The 13,926-nt window shown below is 56.2% G+C and carries 9 protein-coding genes; 3 read left to right on the top strand and 6 right to left on the bottom strand.

Going from position 1 to position 13,926, the window contains the following annotated elements; all coding sequences use genetic code 11:
* Positions 1-32: 32 nt before the first annotated feature.
* The 3 genes from IV493_RS12255 to dld all read right to left on the bottom strand — a co-directional run bounded on the left by IV493_RS12255 (position 33) and on the right by dld (position 6,118).
* A complete protein-coding gene (locus IV493_RS12255) occupies positions 33-2,684 on the bottom strand; it encodes a beta-N-acetylhexosaminidase (protein ID WP_195857213.1) in 2,652 nt (883 codons plus the stop codon).
* A gap of 50 nt (positions 2,685-2,734) precedes the next feature.
* Positions 2,735-4,132, bottom strand: coding sequence for an OprD family outer membrane porin (locus IV493_RS12250; protein ID WP_195857212.1), 1,398 nt, complete (start codon positions 4,130-4,132; stop codon positions 2,735-2,737).
* Between the two features lie 282 nt (positions 4,133-4,414).
* Complete coding sequence (dld, locus tag IV493_RS12245; protein ID WP_195857211.1) at positions 4,415-6,118, bottom strand: D-lactate dehydrogenase; 1,704 nt, start codon at positions 6,116-6,118, stop codon at positions 4,415-4,417.
* Between the two features lie 155 nt (positions 6,119-6,273).
* On the opposite strand from dld, the gene bglX reads away from it, so the two are divergent.
* Complete coding sequence (gene bglX, locus IV493_RS12240; protein WP_195857210.1) at positions 6,274-8,571, top strand: beta-glucosidase BglX; 2,298 nt, start codon at positions 6,274-6,276, stop codon at positions 8,569-8,571.
* Between the two features lie 96 nt (positions 8,572-8,667).
* Entirely contained in the window at positions 8,668-9,540 is an 873-nt protein-coding gene (locus IV493_RS12235) for an oxygenase MpaB family protein (RefSeq protein WP_195857209.1), read from the top strand.
* A 720-nt stretch (positions 9,541-10,260) separates the two neighbouring features.
* Here IV493_RS12235 and IV493_RS12230 read toward each other — a convergent pair.
* Both IV493_RS12230 and IV493_RS12225 read right to left on the bottom strand, forming a co-directional pair.
* Positions 10,261-11,718, bottom strand: a complete 1,458-nt coding sequence (locus IV493_RS12230) for an MFS transporter (RefSeq protein ID WP_095707511.1) — start codon at positions 11,716-11,718, stop codon at positions 10,261-10,263.
* Between the two features lie 104 nt (positions 11,719-11,822).
* On the bottom strand, positions 11,823-12,569 hold the full coding sequence (locus tag IV493_RS12225) for an SDR family NAD(P)-dependent oxidoreductase (RefSeq protein WP_095707510.1): 747 nt from the start codon (positions 12,567-12,569) through the stop codon (positions 11,823-11,825).
* A 128-nt stretch (positions 12,570-12,697) separates the two neighbouring features.
* On the opposite strand from IV493_RS12225, the gene IV493_RS12220 reads away from it, so the two are divergent.
* Positions 12,698-13,546 carry a LysR family transcriptional regulator gene (locus IV493_RS12220; protein WP_095707509.1) on the top strand — a complete coding sequence of 283 codons (849 nt, stop codon included), beginning with the start codon at positions 12,698-12,700 and terminating at the stop codon, positions 13,544-13,546.
* 27 nt (positions 13,547-13,573) lie between these two features.
* Here the strand turns inward: IV493_RS12220 and IV493_RS12215 are convergent, their stop codons facing one another.
* A complete protein-coding gene (locus IV493_RS12215) occupies positions 13,574-13,885 on the bottom strand; it encodes a chorismate mutase (protein WP_095707508.1) in 312 nt (103 codons plus the stop codon).
* Positions 13,886-13,926 lie beyond the last annotated feature (41 nt).

Genomic DNA, 13,926 nt, shown 5'->3' with positions numbered 1-13,926 from the left:
GGTTTCCCGGCCAGTTCTCTCACTCTCGCTTACTACAAAGTTTCCACGCGGCTGGTGCGCTGCCCGTTGCGGCTCACCGAGCGGATTGCCACGGCACCGCTGACCTGCGGTGGTCTGTTGGCATCGTAGCGCTGCCAGTTAACCCCCTTGTCCAGACTGTACTCCAGCGTTACCCCAGGCAAGGCCACGTTCATCGACAGGATGCCATCAACGATTTTTGCTCCCGGCACCGGCAGGCGATAATCGATACCCGCCTTATCCAGCTTCGCCAGTTCCCGCTGTCCCAGCAGGTTGGCAAATCGCTGCCAGTCATGCAGGCGTGCCTGCTGATCGACGAGATGGGTTTTGCCTCCCATGTATTCCTGACCTGGCTGGTAATCCCGCTCCCAGTTGGCGCGGTGCCAGCTTCGTTCCGCGACCGCAAACAGGCGCGGATAGATCATGTGCTCCATCTGGGCATCTGTTCGCACGGTTTCGCTCCACAGCTGGGCCGACATGCCATAAGCACCGCGCCACGGCTTCTCTGATTTAGCGCTGAAAACGTTACCGTCGCGATCCAACGAGGTTTCTGCATTCTGCGGCAGATTGTCCGGTGCGAAGCCGAAGATTTTACGCTCGTCGTTGAAACGCGTGCCCCAGTAGTAGCCGCGCTCCAGCGGGTTCACCTCATACGGAAAGTCCAGATAGAGATAGTCGGGACTAGAGATCACCACGTCGTAACCTTTCTGTGACCAGTCAGCTGCACTGTCAAAACCGCCCCAGTAGAGCGTGTCCCAGAAGTTGACCGCAACCCGCGGGGTGGCGAAGGCTGCGGCATTTCTGGCATCTTTTAAACCATCCTGCCACGCCTGCATTTTGCCGATGCCGTGCCGGTTAACAATCTCACTGACGGTCAGGGCAAAATAGCTCGGCAGGTGTGCCAGATCTTCCACTTTGCCGCTCTTCACCAGTGCCTGACAGACCTGCGATTTTGCCCACGGCAGATCTTCACGGCTCCAGTCGCGCAGTCCGGTATCCGGTTTAGGGCTATTTTTGTCAGAGTAGCCTGCGCCCAGCCGGATGTTTTTCGCCTCGTCGCCGCCAAAATGCCAGACATCGAGCGGCTGTCCCGCTTCCTGATGCATCGCCTGAACTTCACCGATCACCTTGTCAACAAAGCACTGTGAGCCGTCAATGCAGGGATTAAGATAGCTGGTGCGGTCATAGAGCTGCACGGAGGTGGTATTGGAGTCGTCAGTGGGATCAATCAGGCGATACGCGCTGGCCTGTTCAGATTCTCCCTCCTTCATCAGCCGCTGATAGCGTGCTTCCATGGCGATAACCGCCGCGCGGGCATGGGCGGGCATATCGATTTCCGGGATCACCTGAATGTGGCGCGCCTGCGCATATTTCACAATGTCGATGTAATCGGCACGACTGAAAAAGCCACTGCCGCTGTTATCGCTGAACGGACCCGAACCGAGCTGCGGCAGCAGACAACGCTGTTCAGTCAGGTCATGACAGCGTTTAGCGCCCACGTCAGTCAGTTCGGGTAAGCCAGGAATTTCAAGCCGCCAGCCCTCATCGTCACTCAGGTGAAAATGAAAGCGGTTCATCTTCCACGCTGCCATCTGATCAAGCAGCCGCATCACTGCCTGCTTACTGTGAAAGTTACGGGCAACGTCAAGAAACGCGCCGCGATAAGCAAAGCGCGGCGCATCATGGGCTTCCAGCGCGGCGATACGCGCCGCACCCTCGCCAGGGACCAGTGAGAGAATCGACATCAGACCGTAGAAAGCCCCGGCAGCATCGTAGGCCACCACAACGGCGCCGCGAGGCGTGATATCCAGATTGTATGCACCCGATTTCGCCGTTTTGCCGCTGAAGTGGCCTGGCTTGATCTGTGTCGTGATGGCGAATCCATCGGGTGCTTCTTTCAGGCCGAGCAGGGTGAGGCGCTGTTTTACCGCCTCACCGGTTTCAGGTGTCAGCCCGGTAAGCATCAGCCTGACGCCGCGGCTGAGATCGGCATCCTGCGGGCGGAGCTTCACCTCAAGCGGCGTGGGGGTGATTTGACCGCGCAGCGCAGAGACGGGCAGGGCAGCAACATCGCTGTTCTTATCAAACCGGCTGGCGGGCTGCATCAGGACATTGTGGTCATCGGCACTGCGTCGCCAGTGGTCACCCAGCGGCGATACAAACTGGCTGGGGTCTTCATGATCGGTGCTGGCAATAATTTTGGGCGCTGCCTGCCCGGACGTAACATACCAGCGCGGCATCACATCAGTGACAAACAGCTGCCAGTATTCGTTAACGATGGGAATCTGCACCGACTCACCTGCACCAATGCCGGTAAACTTCTCCGTTGGCTCCAGCCGGGTTAAGTCGCCTACCAGATGCGTCATTTTAAACTGATCGTTTTCGACCCGCAGCGTCTGGTGAACGTTGCTCATGTAGATGGCCCAGTGTTTGTCGGTCAGAGCCGGGCCGTTATTGGTCAGGGTAATGGTGGCGCGATTGCAGGCGGCATAATCGGCTCCCAGCGCGGCGCAGTCGGTGCCATTCAGAGCGGCCTGGTTGTCATTTACTTCATAAGTAATGCCAAACTGGCTGATTTGATTCACCACCTGCTGCTCTGACGGACTGGCGTGGCCTGTGACTGCAACGCCCAACAGAGTGAGCGCGATAAGGCTAAATTTTAACATGTTGATTTTTATCCTTGCTGGTGAAGAGATATCCGGAAGCTCGCAGGGCATCAGAACAGCGTAAACGGCACGATAACCATAAATTTGATGTCCTTCTCGTCCTGGAAAATGTTGCCGTAACCGCCGCTGTAACTGGGCAGATCGCTGTGATTGTCGTAGCGGGTGTAGTGCAGTTTAAACAGGGTATCTTTGGCGCGGCCCTGCTGGATTTGATAGATCAGATCGAGGTTCCAGGCGGACTCTGTCAACCGCTGACTCTGGTCAACGGTGGGCAGGGTGGCGGGTCTGGCATCCCAGCCCCAGACGTACGATGCGCCCACTTTCCATCCCGCCAGCTGCCACGGTGTTAAGTCGAGCATCGCACCGGCAAAGATCGCTTTTTCGCCATTGGCATTCCAGTCGGAACGGGCATCCCACCAGATATCCAGTCGGCCATTGGAGCTGGCATAGCCCGGCGTCATGCGCTGCAGGAAGAAGCCCTGATTGCCCTCTGCTTTGACCCAGCTGCCTTCGAGGCGCAGATCCACCGGGCCGACGTTGTAACCGATCGTGATTGCCTGTAGCCAGGCGAGGCCGTCATAAACATCCCGGGAATTAGCCGCACCGCCCTGCACGTTGTCGTGTGCACCGTAAAACTGATAGCTGGTGGAGAGTGCATTGCCGTAAGGCGTGGCCGACCAGGAGGCTTTGGCAAAATATTGATCCATATAATCTGCCGCCTGACCAAATGCACCTTCCAGCACCAGTTTATTTTTGAAGTCATATTTCATGCCGAATGAGTGCAGATAGCTGATATGCGTTTTGCCATCAGCCTGCCGGAAATCATATAAATCACGATACCAGGGTGCCTTATATTTATCACTCCACATCCACGAGAATGATAATGCTCCGGCTTCCTGAAAATCATATAGCGCACCCACTTCGACACCGCGATAGGTGCCGGGTAAGAAACTCCAGTGCGGTGCAATCAGCGTCTGGCCGGTTGGCTGAATATATCCGGCGCGTAACCAGTAATCGTTATATTTAAGCTTTAGCGCGGCTTTATAAACCGAAGCACCGCCGCTGTCGCCATTCCATTTTTCATCCCAGCGGGTACGTGCCTTACTGAAGCCAATTTCGTTGGGCGCGGCGGGGCCACTGTTGGCAAGTTCGGCAGCGCCAAAAACGGCGAGGTCCAGACCTATCCACTCTCCGGCGTAGCCTGACTGGAAGTCGAGATTACTGTTGAGCGAGGCGTGATGTAAATTAGCCCGATACTGTCCCTGATAGTCACTGGCGGGATCGGTGTCTCTGCGATCCCGCTGCCGCTGCCAGTAAAAAACATTGCCTTTTAGCGATGCGTCGTCAATAAATCCGGCCGCATGAGTGGGTGATGAATTTATTGCTGACAGGGCTATTACCACAGTGGCTATTACTGTTAACGCTAACGCGAAATTATTTTTCCGCATGGTCATTCCTCCCTGAATGAAATAAAGGCAATTACACGGCTTTTTGTTTTAGTGGCGACAATCTATTTTTCGCGACGCGAATTATCAATTAGCAGGATGATGATTTGTGAGATGTTGCGCAGAACCCAATGAGAGAAAATAAAGAAGGTGCAATCTGGGAAGAGGAATTAATTTTTTGATGAAGTTGTTAGTAATAAATATGGGCCGTAAAGGGGAGTGAGCGGGTCAAAAAGAAGTGTGACGATCAGCCTGCCCGGACCGGCAGGCTGACCGATAACGCGATTAAACCTGCTTCACCGCCCAGCCTTTTTGCTTGCTGGTTTTGCCAATGCCAGGATTGAAGCTATTGGTCGGATCGAGCTGGCGATAGAACGCCGCCAGCTGCGGTTTTGCCTGATAGAGATGGCCGACATTATGCTCAGCGGGATATTCCGCCCCGCGCGCCTGCAGGATCTCCAGCATCTGCGCTTTAAGTGCATGCACATCCACCCCTTTTCTGACGATGTAATCCTGATGGAAGACATGACAGAAGAAGTGACCATAGTAGAGGCGATGGCTTAATGATGCACGGATCGCATCGGGCAGGGTTTCGAACCAGTCCGCATCGTTGCGACGCAGCGCGATGTCCAGCGCCAGAATATCCTCGACCTCATCTGCATGGACTGCGTGGTAGCGCACAGCCGCACCCGCTGCCGCAAAGCGATGCAGAAACGCGTGCGCACCTTCTTTGCCTTCACACTCGAAGAACTCGCCACCGCCTTCACGGAAGTAGTCGCGCAGATAGTTACGCGCTTCTGCCACGCCGTCGCCCGACATCTTCAGCATCAGATGATGTTCATATTTGTCGCGATACTGCTTCATGCGTTTGGGCAGATGCGCCGGGAACAGTTTGCTCAGGCGCTGCAACAGCCGGTCGCTGAAGTGCGGTTTAACGAAGGAGAGCTTGCTCAGCCAGGCGTCAACCCGTCCTTTCAGCGTGAAAAACAGCGGCATCTTGTCGGTGCCCAGCTTGTCGATCATCAGGAAGGTGTCTTTGCCGTAGACTTCCGCAATGTCATAAATGTCGCGGTGCATATATTCGCCCGCCACCGGCAGATGGGTGAAATGCGCCAGGATGTGACGGCGGATATCGTTAAGCACACCGGGTTCGTTAGTGCCGATGTAAAATACCTGCTGCTGCGGTTCGCTGGTGAACGTATCGAGTCGCACCGCGAAGACCGCCAGCTTCCCGGCACAGCCGGACGCTTCAAACAGGCGACGCGCATCGGCGTTATAACGGGCGGGCGTATCCGCATCGACTTCACGGACCCGGTCGGCATATTCATGATCGGAGGCGTGACGGCCATCGTGTTGCACGTCGCCGGGCTGCCAGCGGTCGTCATCCAGCCGTCCCAGAATCTCTTCCGGCGAGGTCCCCAGATCGATACCCAGATGGTTCACCAGCTTCAGTCTTCCCTGTGCATCAATCTGCGCATACAGGGCCATCTCACTGTAGGCCGGGCCGCGCTTAATCAGCGATCCGCCGGAGTTATTACAGATGCCACCCAGCACCGAGGCCCCAATGCATGAGGAGCCAATCACCGAGTGGGGTTCACGTCCCAGCGGCTTCAGCGCTTTTTCCAGCTGATAGAGTGTGCTGCCGGGGAACGCCAGCACCTGCTGGCCTTCGTCGATCAGCTGAAGCTTATCCAGTCGCAGGGTACTGACAATCACCAGCGGACGGTCGTAATCATTGCCATGTGGTGTTGAACCTTCGGTCAGGCCGGTATTCGCCGCCTGCATCAGGATGATGACATCCGCTTTCACCAGCGTCTGCAATACCCGCCAGAGCTCCAGCAGCGTACCGGGAAACGCCACGGCCAGCGCCTCACCTTCGCCGGAGCGAAAGCCTTTGCGATAGCGGGCAGTCTGTTCAGGTTCTGTCAGCAGATGGGCAGGGCCGACCAGGCGGCGAAGGTCAGAAAGCAGGGCAGAGGTTTGTATCATGAGCAATTCCCTTGTCTTATCAGTGCGTCCTAACTGTAGCACGTCAACTGACCTCAACGCAGTGTGACAGCGGCAGCTACCTGCTATTCTCATCTTGTGGCACACTGCCGCCTGTTTATTCGATATTGCGCAGTTACTTAAGAGAACCCAACCTGATGAAATGGATTTACTCTGTTAGTCTCGCTGTCTCCCTCGCGATGCAACCCGCACTGGCTGAGACAGTGCCAGGTAACCACCCGATGACCGAACAGGCGCGTGATGCCTTCGTTAACCAGCTGCTTAAAAAAATGACGCTGGATGAGAAGATCGGTCAGCTGCGTTTAATTAGTGTCGGACCTGATAATCCGAAAGAAGCCATTCGCGACATGATTCAGAAGAGTCAGGTTGGCGCGATTTTTAACACTGTCACGCGTCAGGATATCCGCGCGATGCAGGATCAGGCGATGCAGCTCAGCCGCCTTAAGATCCCCCTGTTTTTCGCCTTCGACGTGATTCACGGTCAGCGCACTATTTTCCCGATCCCTCTGGCTCTGGCGGCCAGCTGGGATCTGGATGCCGTTAAAGAAGTAGGGCGCGTCTCCGCCTATGAAGCGGCCGACGACGGTCTGAATATGACCTGGGCGCCAATGGTCGATGTCAGCCGTGAACCGCGCTGGGGTCGTGGTTCCGAGGGCTTCGGGGAAGATACCTATCTCACCAGCGAAATGGGTCGCAGCATGGTGCAGGCGATGCAGGGCAAAAGTGCCGCCGATCGCTACAGCGTGATGACCAGCGTGAAACACTTCGCGCTTTATGGTGCCGTTGAGGGTGGACGCGATTACAACACCGTGGACATGAGCCCGCAGCGCATGTTCCAGGACTATCTGCCACCGTATAAAGCCTCACTGGATGCGGGCAGCGGCGGCGTGATGGTGGCGCTGAACTCCATAAATGGCGTCCCCGCCACGGCGGACAGCTGGCTGCTGAAAGATCTGCTGCGCGATAAATGGAAATTCAAAGGCATTACCATCAGCGATCACGGTGCGATTAAAGAGCTGATCAAACATGGCGTCGCCAGCGATCCGCAGGAAGCGGTACGCATCGCCCTGAAGTCGGGTGTCGATATGAGCATGAGCGACGAATATTACAGCAAGTATCTGCCGGACCTGGTGAAGAGCGGCGATGTCACGATGGCCGAAATTGATGATGCGGCGCGTCATGTGCTTAACGTCAAATATGACATGGGCCTGTTTAACGATCCCTACAGCCATTTAGGTCCGAAAGAGAGCGACCCGCAGGACACCAATGCGGAAAGCCGTCTGCATCGCGCTGAAGCACGCGATGTGGCGCGTAAAAGTATCGTACTGCTGAAAAACCGGCTGGAAACCCTGCCGCTGAAAAAATCGGGCACCATTGCGCTGATTGGTCCGCTGGCAGACAGTCAGCGCGACATTATGGGCAGCTGGTCCGCGGCAGGTGTAGCGAAGCAATCCGTTTCGCTGCTGCAGGGCATGCGCAATGCCACCGAAGGCAAAGCGACGCTGCTTTATGAGAAGGGCGCTAACGTCAGCGACAACAAAGGGATTCAGGACTTCCTGAACCTCTATGAGCAGGCGGTTTCCGTGGATACGCGTTCAGCTGAGCAGATGATCGATGACGCGGTTGCCAAAGCGAAGCAGGCCGATGTGGTGGTTGCCGCCGTGGGCGAAGCGCAGGGGATGGCGCATGAAGCCTCCAGCCGCAGCGACCTGGTGATCCCACCAAGTCAGCAGAAGCTGTTAGCGGCACTGAAAGCCACCGGTAAGCCGCTGGTGATTGTCCTGATGAACGGACGTCCGCTGTCGATAGTGAATGAAGATCGCATGGCTGATGCGGTACTGGAAACCTGGTTCAGCGGCACCGAGGGCGGCAACGCTATCGCCGATGTGCTGTTCGGTGACTACAACCCGTCGGGCAAACTGCCAGTCTCCTTCCCGCGTTCAGTGGGTCAGATTCCGATCTACTACAACCATCTGCCAACAGGCCGTCCTTACAACTTTGCGAAGCCGAACAAGTACACCTCGCATTACTATGATGCGGTTAACGGCCCGCTCTATCCGTTTGGTTACGGTCTGAGCTACACCAGCTTCACCGTGTCGCCGGTAAAAATGTCCTCACCGACCATGCCGCGCGACGGCAGCGTTGAGGCCAGCGTGACAGTGACCAACAGCGGTAAGCGCGATGGTGCGACGGTAGTGCAGATGTATCTGAACGACCCGGTCGCGTCCATCAGCCGTCCGGTGCAGGAGCTGCGTGGCTTTAAGCGCATCATGATGAAAGCAGGTGAGTCGCAAACCGTGACCTTTAAAATTGACGTGGATGCGCTGAAGTTCTGGAACCAGCAGATGCAGCACGTTGCAGAGCCCGGCAAATTCAACGTGATGATTGGACTCGATTCCGTTCGTACCGAGAATGCGCAGTTCAGCTATCAATAACCGTCAGCCTTTTCCCTGAACTCAGGGGAAGGTGATGCGGCGCGTCGGGAGCGTCCTGTTACCGCGCGCCGCATCATATCCACTATCAGAGCCGCCATGATTAATCTGCGTGACCGCATTCAGCAGCAGGTCTTCCGCCTTAACGGCCTGTCGATGAATGAATTTGACCTCTCTCAACCGCCTGGCGATCCCGGCCTTTTTGGCCCGGACAGCGTAATCTGGCGCATCCATGGTGACTTCACCTCCATGATGTGCGGCGGAATCAGCGCGCTGCTATTGCAGATGCTGCATCCGGCGGCGCTGGCGGGCGTCTGGGATCACTCCAATTTCCGCGAAGATATGATGGGCCGCCTGCGCCGTACCAGTCAGTTTATTGCCGTGACCACCTACGGTAATTCGCAGGATGCACAGACGCTGATCGAGCGGGTGAAACGTATTCACCTGAAAGTCAGCGGCGTCGACAGCGCGGGCAAACCTTATGCCGCCAGCGATCCGCATCTGCTCACCTGGGTGCATGTGGCAGAGACCAGCCGTTTTCTGGCCGCTCATCTGCGCTACAAAAATCCGCAGCTTACCCGGGCGGAACAGGATCAGTACTATCAGGAAGCGGCACTGATTGCCGAAGCGCTGGGTGCAGAGAAGGTGCCGAAAAGCGTCGTCGATGTGGCAGATTATCTGCAACAGATGCGTCCGGAGCTGCGCTTTGATGAACGCACCGCCGAAGTGACGCGATTGCTGATGAATGCCCCTGCTCCGAGCTGGCAGGCGAAACCGGTGATGAAAATCATGCTGAAGTCGGGATTCGGGCTGATGCCCGCGTGGGCGCAGGCGATGTCCGGCCGTGAAATCGGCCGCTTTGAGCAGGCGATGATTGACCAGAAGATTAATGCGATTGCGGTGGGGTTGAGGTGGTCAATTCAGCGCGGGGCCTGGTATCGGGCGATGCTGAGGATGGGCAGGCTGGGGTGAGGGGCTATGAATGTCCGCTTTGTGCCAGAAGCGGACGTTTAATACATGGCGGTTAACTGGTTTTATTTCGCTGAACACTACGTCTCTGGTAAGCATCCGGAATAGTCATTTCACTGCGTGCCGATTAGTACCCGGAATTTATGGCTATGACTATTTTGACTTTATGCTAGCACGACACCCTGTTGCACTATCCCCTGAGCGACTCCTGCAGCGGCAGGTTTGCACTGGATGATATTTCAGAAACGCATGGCAAAGACATTACGCCATCGGCATACACGTCACCACCGTGACACCCGGCTCATTCCTTACGGACCGCGTAGGACGTTCGATGGTATGAAGCGCCCGAATGATGCCTGACACGCTATTCGGGCATATTCGTTACGCACGGGAGGCGAAAAACGGAAAACAACCCGGAAATTCCGGCAAGCCTGCTCAGGCCATACTGGCGTTGAGATGAACCCGACGTCACCGGTGCATCTGTTGTGAGGCAGTGATGCCCTAAGGTTAGCTGGTCAAAAAACTGGCGGCCCTGAATCAGGAAATTGTCTGGTGGAAGGATCTTACGCGTTCAACCGCTGACGGCTGAAATAGACGGCCACTGATCTGACTTTCCGGACTGAAGAAGCGATCAGGTTCCGATGCATAGACGGTGCATCACTTAAGCGAAGACAGCGGGCTTATCAACTGGCTGCTGCCTCGCAGCCAGCTGAGGCTGTAATGTTAGCGTTGGGATACGCGGGCCGGGCTCGCGGAACTCTCCGGGCCGTGCCGGATAAGTCGTGTACTCAGCGCAGCCCCGATAGCCAGGCAGGCGGCCATTATAAGAAGCGCAACAATAAAGGCATGGGTAATGGCTTCGCCGCTGTGACTGCTGCCCAGCATGCTGTAAAAAATGCCGCCAATCACGGCGACGCTAAGCGCCGTGCTGATCTGTAAGGTGGCGCTGGTTATTCCCGCAATCATGCCTGAGAACGATGGCGCGACCTGGCCCGTAACCATCCGCACCAAAGTTGGCATCGCAAGTCCCTGTCCCATGCCGGTCACAAAAAGCAACGCGGAGAGCGGCAGTATGGCGGGCGGTTTGCCCGTAAGCGTCATGGCAATCAATCCTGCCATGCCCGCCAGCCCGGCGGTTTCACATCCCATCCCGATTGCGCTCAGGTAATGACCGGTAAATCGCCTCAGCCAGGGCGTCAGTAACGGGCCGATCAGAAAACCCACGCCAAACGGCAGAAAAGTCGTGCCTGCGCTCAGCGCTTTTAAATGCAGTGCGCCCTGCAGATAGACCGAAAACAGAAGAAAGAAGGTACCAATGGAATAAAACAGTAAAACAATTACCAGTCCCTGCCCCAGCCCCGGGGCGCGTAATACGTCCGGATCCAGCAGGGGCGATCCGCCCTTCTGGCTGAGCTGTTTCTCATAGCGCCATAACAGCACGGCCAGCAGCGGGAAGGTAAGCAATAACATCCACGTCCACCAGGGCCATCCCGTTTCACGCCCTTCAATTAGCGGTACAATCAGCGTGCTTAGCGTTATTGTGGCCAGCAGTGTACCTAGAGGATCAAGCCGCTGCGCCACTCGCGCCCGCGTTTCTTTCAGCAGCGGGAGACCAAAAAGAACGACCAGCAGTGCCACCGGCAGGTTAACCAAAAAAATCGCCCGCCATCCCAGGTGAAACAGATCGGCTGAAATCAGGATCCCACCCAGGACCTGTCCGATCACAGAGGCCATACCAAACACCGCGCCATAGATACTCAGTGCTAAGGGTCTCTCCGCTTCGGGAAAAATGGCCTGTACAGAAGCCAGCGCCTGCGGGGCCATAATGGCGGCCGTGGCGCCCTGTAATATCCGTCCGGCTATCAGTACCCAGGATGATCCGGCAAAACCGCACAGCAACGATGCCGCGGCAAACCCAATCAGCCCGATAAAGAACATCTTTCCTCGACCGTAGATATCACCCAGCCGGCCACCGGTGATCAGGGTCACGGCATAAACAGCAGCATAGGATGAAATAACCAGCTGTTCCGCCGAGGAAGTGGTGCTCAGCTCATTCTGAATAGCAGGCAGCGCTACGTTAACAATAAAGAAATCGAGCGGCGGCAAAAATGCCCCGACCAGTAAGATAACAAACATCGCCCAGCGGCGCGGCTCAGCGTGCGGGATGCTGTGTGCCGACATAGATCACTCCTTATGGAACAGTTTCCCAGGTAAAGGATGCGTGTTAATCGGGAATGTTGAGTTCGCGGGGCAGGTCGCCCCGCTGAAACGTCACGCCGTACTGGTCAGCGCATGCCACCGGAGGCGAGGATCACCTCACCGCTGATCCATGCCGCCTCGTCTGAGGCGAGAAAGGAGACGATCGGCGCAACGTCCTTCACCTGTCCGATGCGGCCGAGCGGCGTCTGCTCCTCATTCCATCTCTGGAAGTCTGAGTTTATCGCACCCGCGCTATGGCTTCCTTCGGTTTCGATCAGGCCAGGATTGACTGCATTGACGCGGATTTGCCGGGGACCCAGCTCTCTGGAAAGCACACCGGTGATGGCGTCGATCGCGCCTTTGGCCCCGCTATAAATGGCGCTCTCCGCAAGAAAAACGCGGGTGACGAACGAACTTATGTTGATGATGCTGCTGCCTTTACCCAGGTGCGGCACGGCTGCGGCGCTGACCAGTAACGGGCCCAGCACATTAATGTCGAACTGCCTGCGGTAAAGCGCCTCGGTGCTTTCCTCAATGCTGGCAAACTGATAAACACCGGCATTGTTCACCACAATGTCCAGCCGGCCGAAAAGTTCGAGAGTGGTGTTAATGAGTGACTCAACCTCTGGCTGGCGGGTGACGTCCGCCGCGACGGCCATTGCCTTTCCGCCAGCAGCTTCAATCGCCGCAACCACCTTTTCTGCCCCGTTTCTGTCTGAGACGTAATTGATGACAACGTCTGCACCGTCAGCAGCCAGCTGGCGGGCGATCCCTGCGCCTATACCTTTTGAGCCACCGGTAACGAGGGCAACTTTGCCTTTGAGTCTGTTCATACTTTCGCTTCCTGTAAGAGCCGCCTGAGGCGACGGAGTGAAAGAACCTATGGTGATACCTGCAAAGTTGTTTGAGAACTGACACTTTTGTATATTGGCCGTTCATTTTTGAACGGTGGGTTCAGCGTATGGAGTGGGGAGATGTTCAGGTCTTTCTTGCCGTCATCCGTAACGGCTCGTTCGGCAAGGCGGCATTGAGTCTCGGCGTAAGTCATCCGACGGTCGGACGCCGCATTAAAGCACTGGAGGATGAAGCGCAGCAGGCGTTGTTCCGTCGCACAAAAGAAGGTCTGGTGCTGACCGATGCCGGTGATGGCGTCATGAAACTGGCAGAGGCGATGGAAAATTCCGCGCTGGCACTGGAGCGACGTCTGGCGGGTAATCACGACCGTCTTGAAGGAATACTGCGCATCTCCGCCGCAGAATGGTTTACTAACACTGTACTGGCACCCGTGCTGAGCGAACTGACGCGCCGTCATCCGGCAATTGTGCCGGAGGTGATTGCCAGTTTCCGCCTGCTTGATCTGTCGCGCCGTGATGCGGACGTCGCGTTTCGTATCGTTCCCTTCACCGATCCGGATATCGTCCAGCGCCGCCTGATGAGTGTGCCCTACGCGCTTTACGGGACGCCAGAAACGGCACAGGCGCTGCTGACAGTGCCCTCATCGGTGGGTTTAATCCTGATGAATACCGGACAGTCATATTTTCCTGACGTCGCCTGGCTGCTGGAGAAGTTTCCGCAGTCACGACCTGCTTTTAAAAGCACAAGCCGGGCTGTGCAGGCTCAGATGTGCCTGCGGGGAATGGGCGTCGCCGTACTGCCTCAACCGCTGGGCGATACCACACCTGGCCTGCAGCGCATAGCAACGTCCGATTTTCCACCTTCACGGGATATCTGGGTCGGATACCATCAGGATCTGCGTCATATGGACCGCCTGCGCGCCCTGCTGGACATTGCAAAAAGGATGCTGACCTGAACGTCATGACGCTCAGGTCGCCGCTTCTCAGACAGGTCTTACCGTGTGAGATGCTTTCACTTCCCCGTGCCTGCGCACCACTTCATCAATAATTGTGCGCATAAATCCTTCCACAAAATTCGCGTCAAGACCTGCACTCTGCCCGATTTCTCTGAATCGGGTGAACTGCAGGGCTTCTCTGCCTGTGTCAGTTCCTGGCAGATGATGTGCGGCTTTGAGCTCACCCACTTTATGCGTGCAGCGGAAACGCTCAGCAAGGATATGGATAAGCGCAGCATCGAGATTATCGATCGTCAGCCGATACGAGAAGAGCTCTGCCTGATGATCATGAGAATACATTGCTTCACCTCTGACATTAACCTGATTTAATTGTGGGGCAG

Origin of the sequence: Pantoea sp. SM3640, from assembly GCF_015654165.1 — a bacterium.
GTDB classification, from domain to species: domain Bacteria; phylum Pseudomonadota; class Gammaproteobacteria; order Enterobacterales; family Enterobacteriaceae; genus Pantoea; species Pantoea vagans.
The sequence above is the reverse complement of the archived record's forward strand: the minus strand, read 5'-3'. Positions and strand labels throughout refer to the sequence as shown.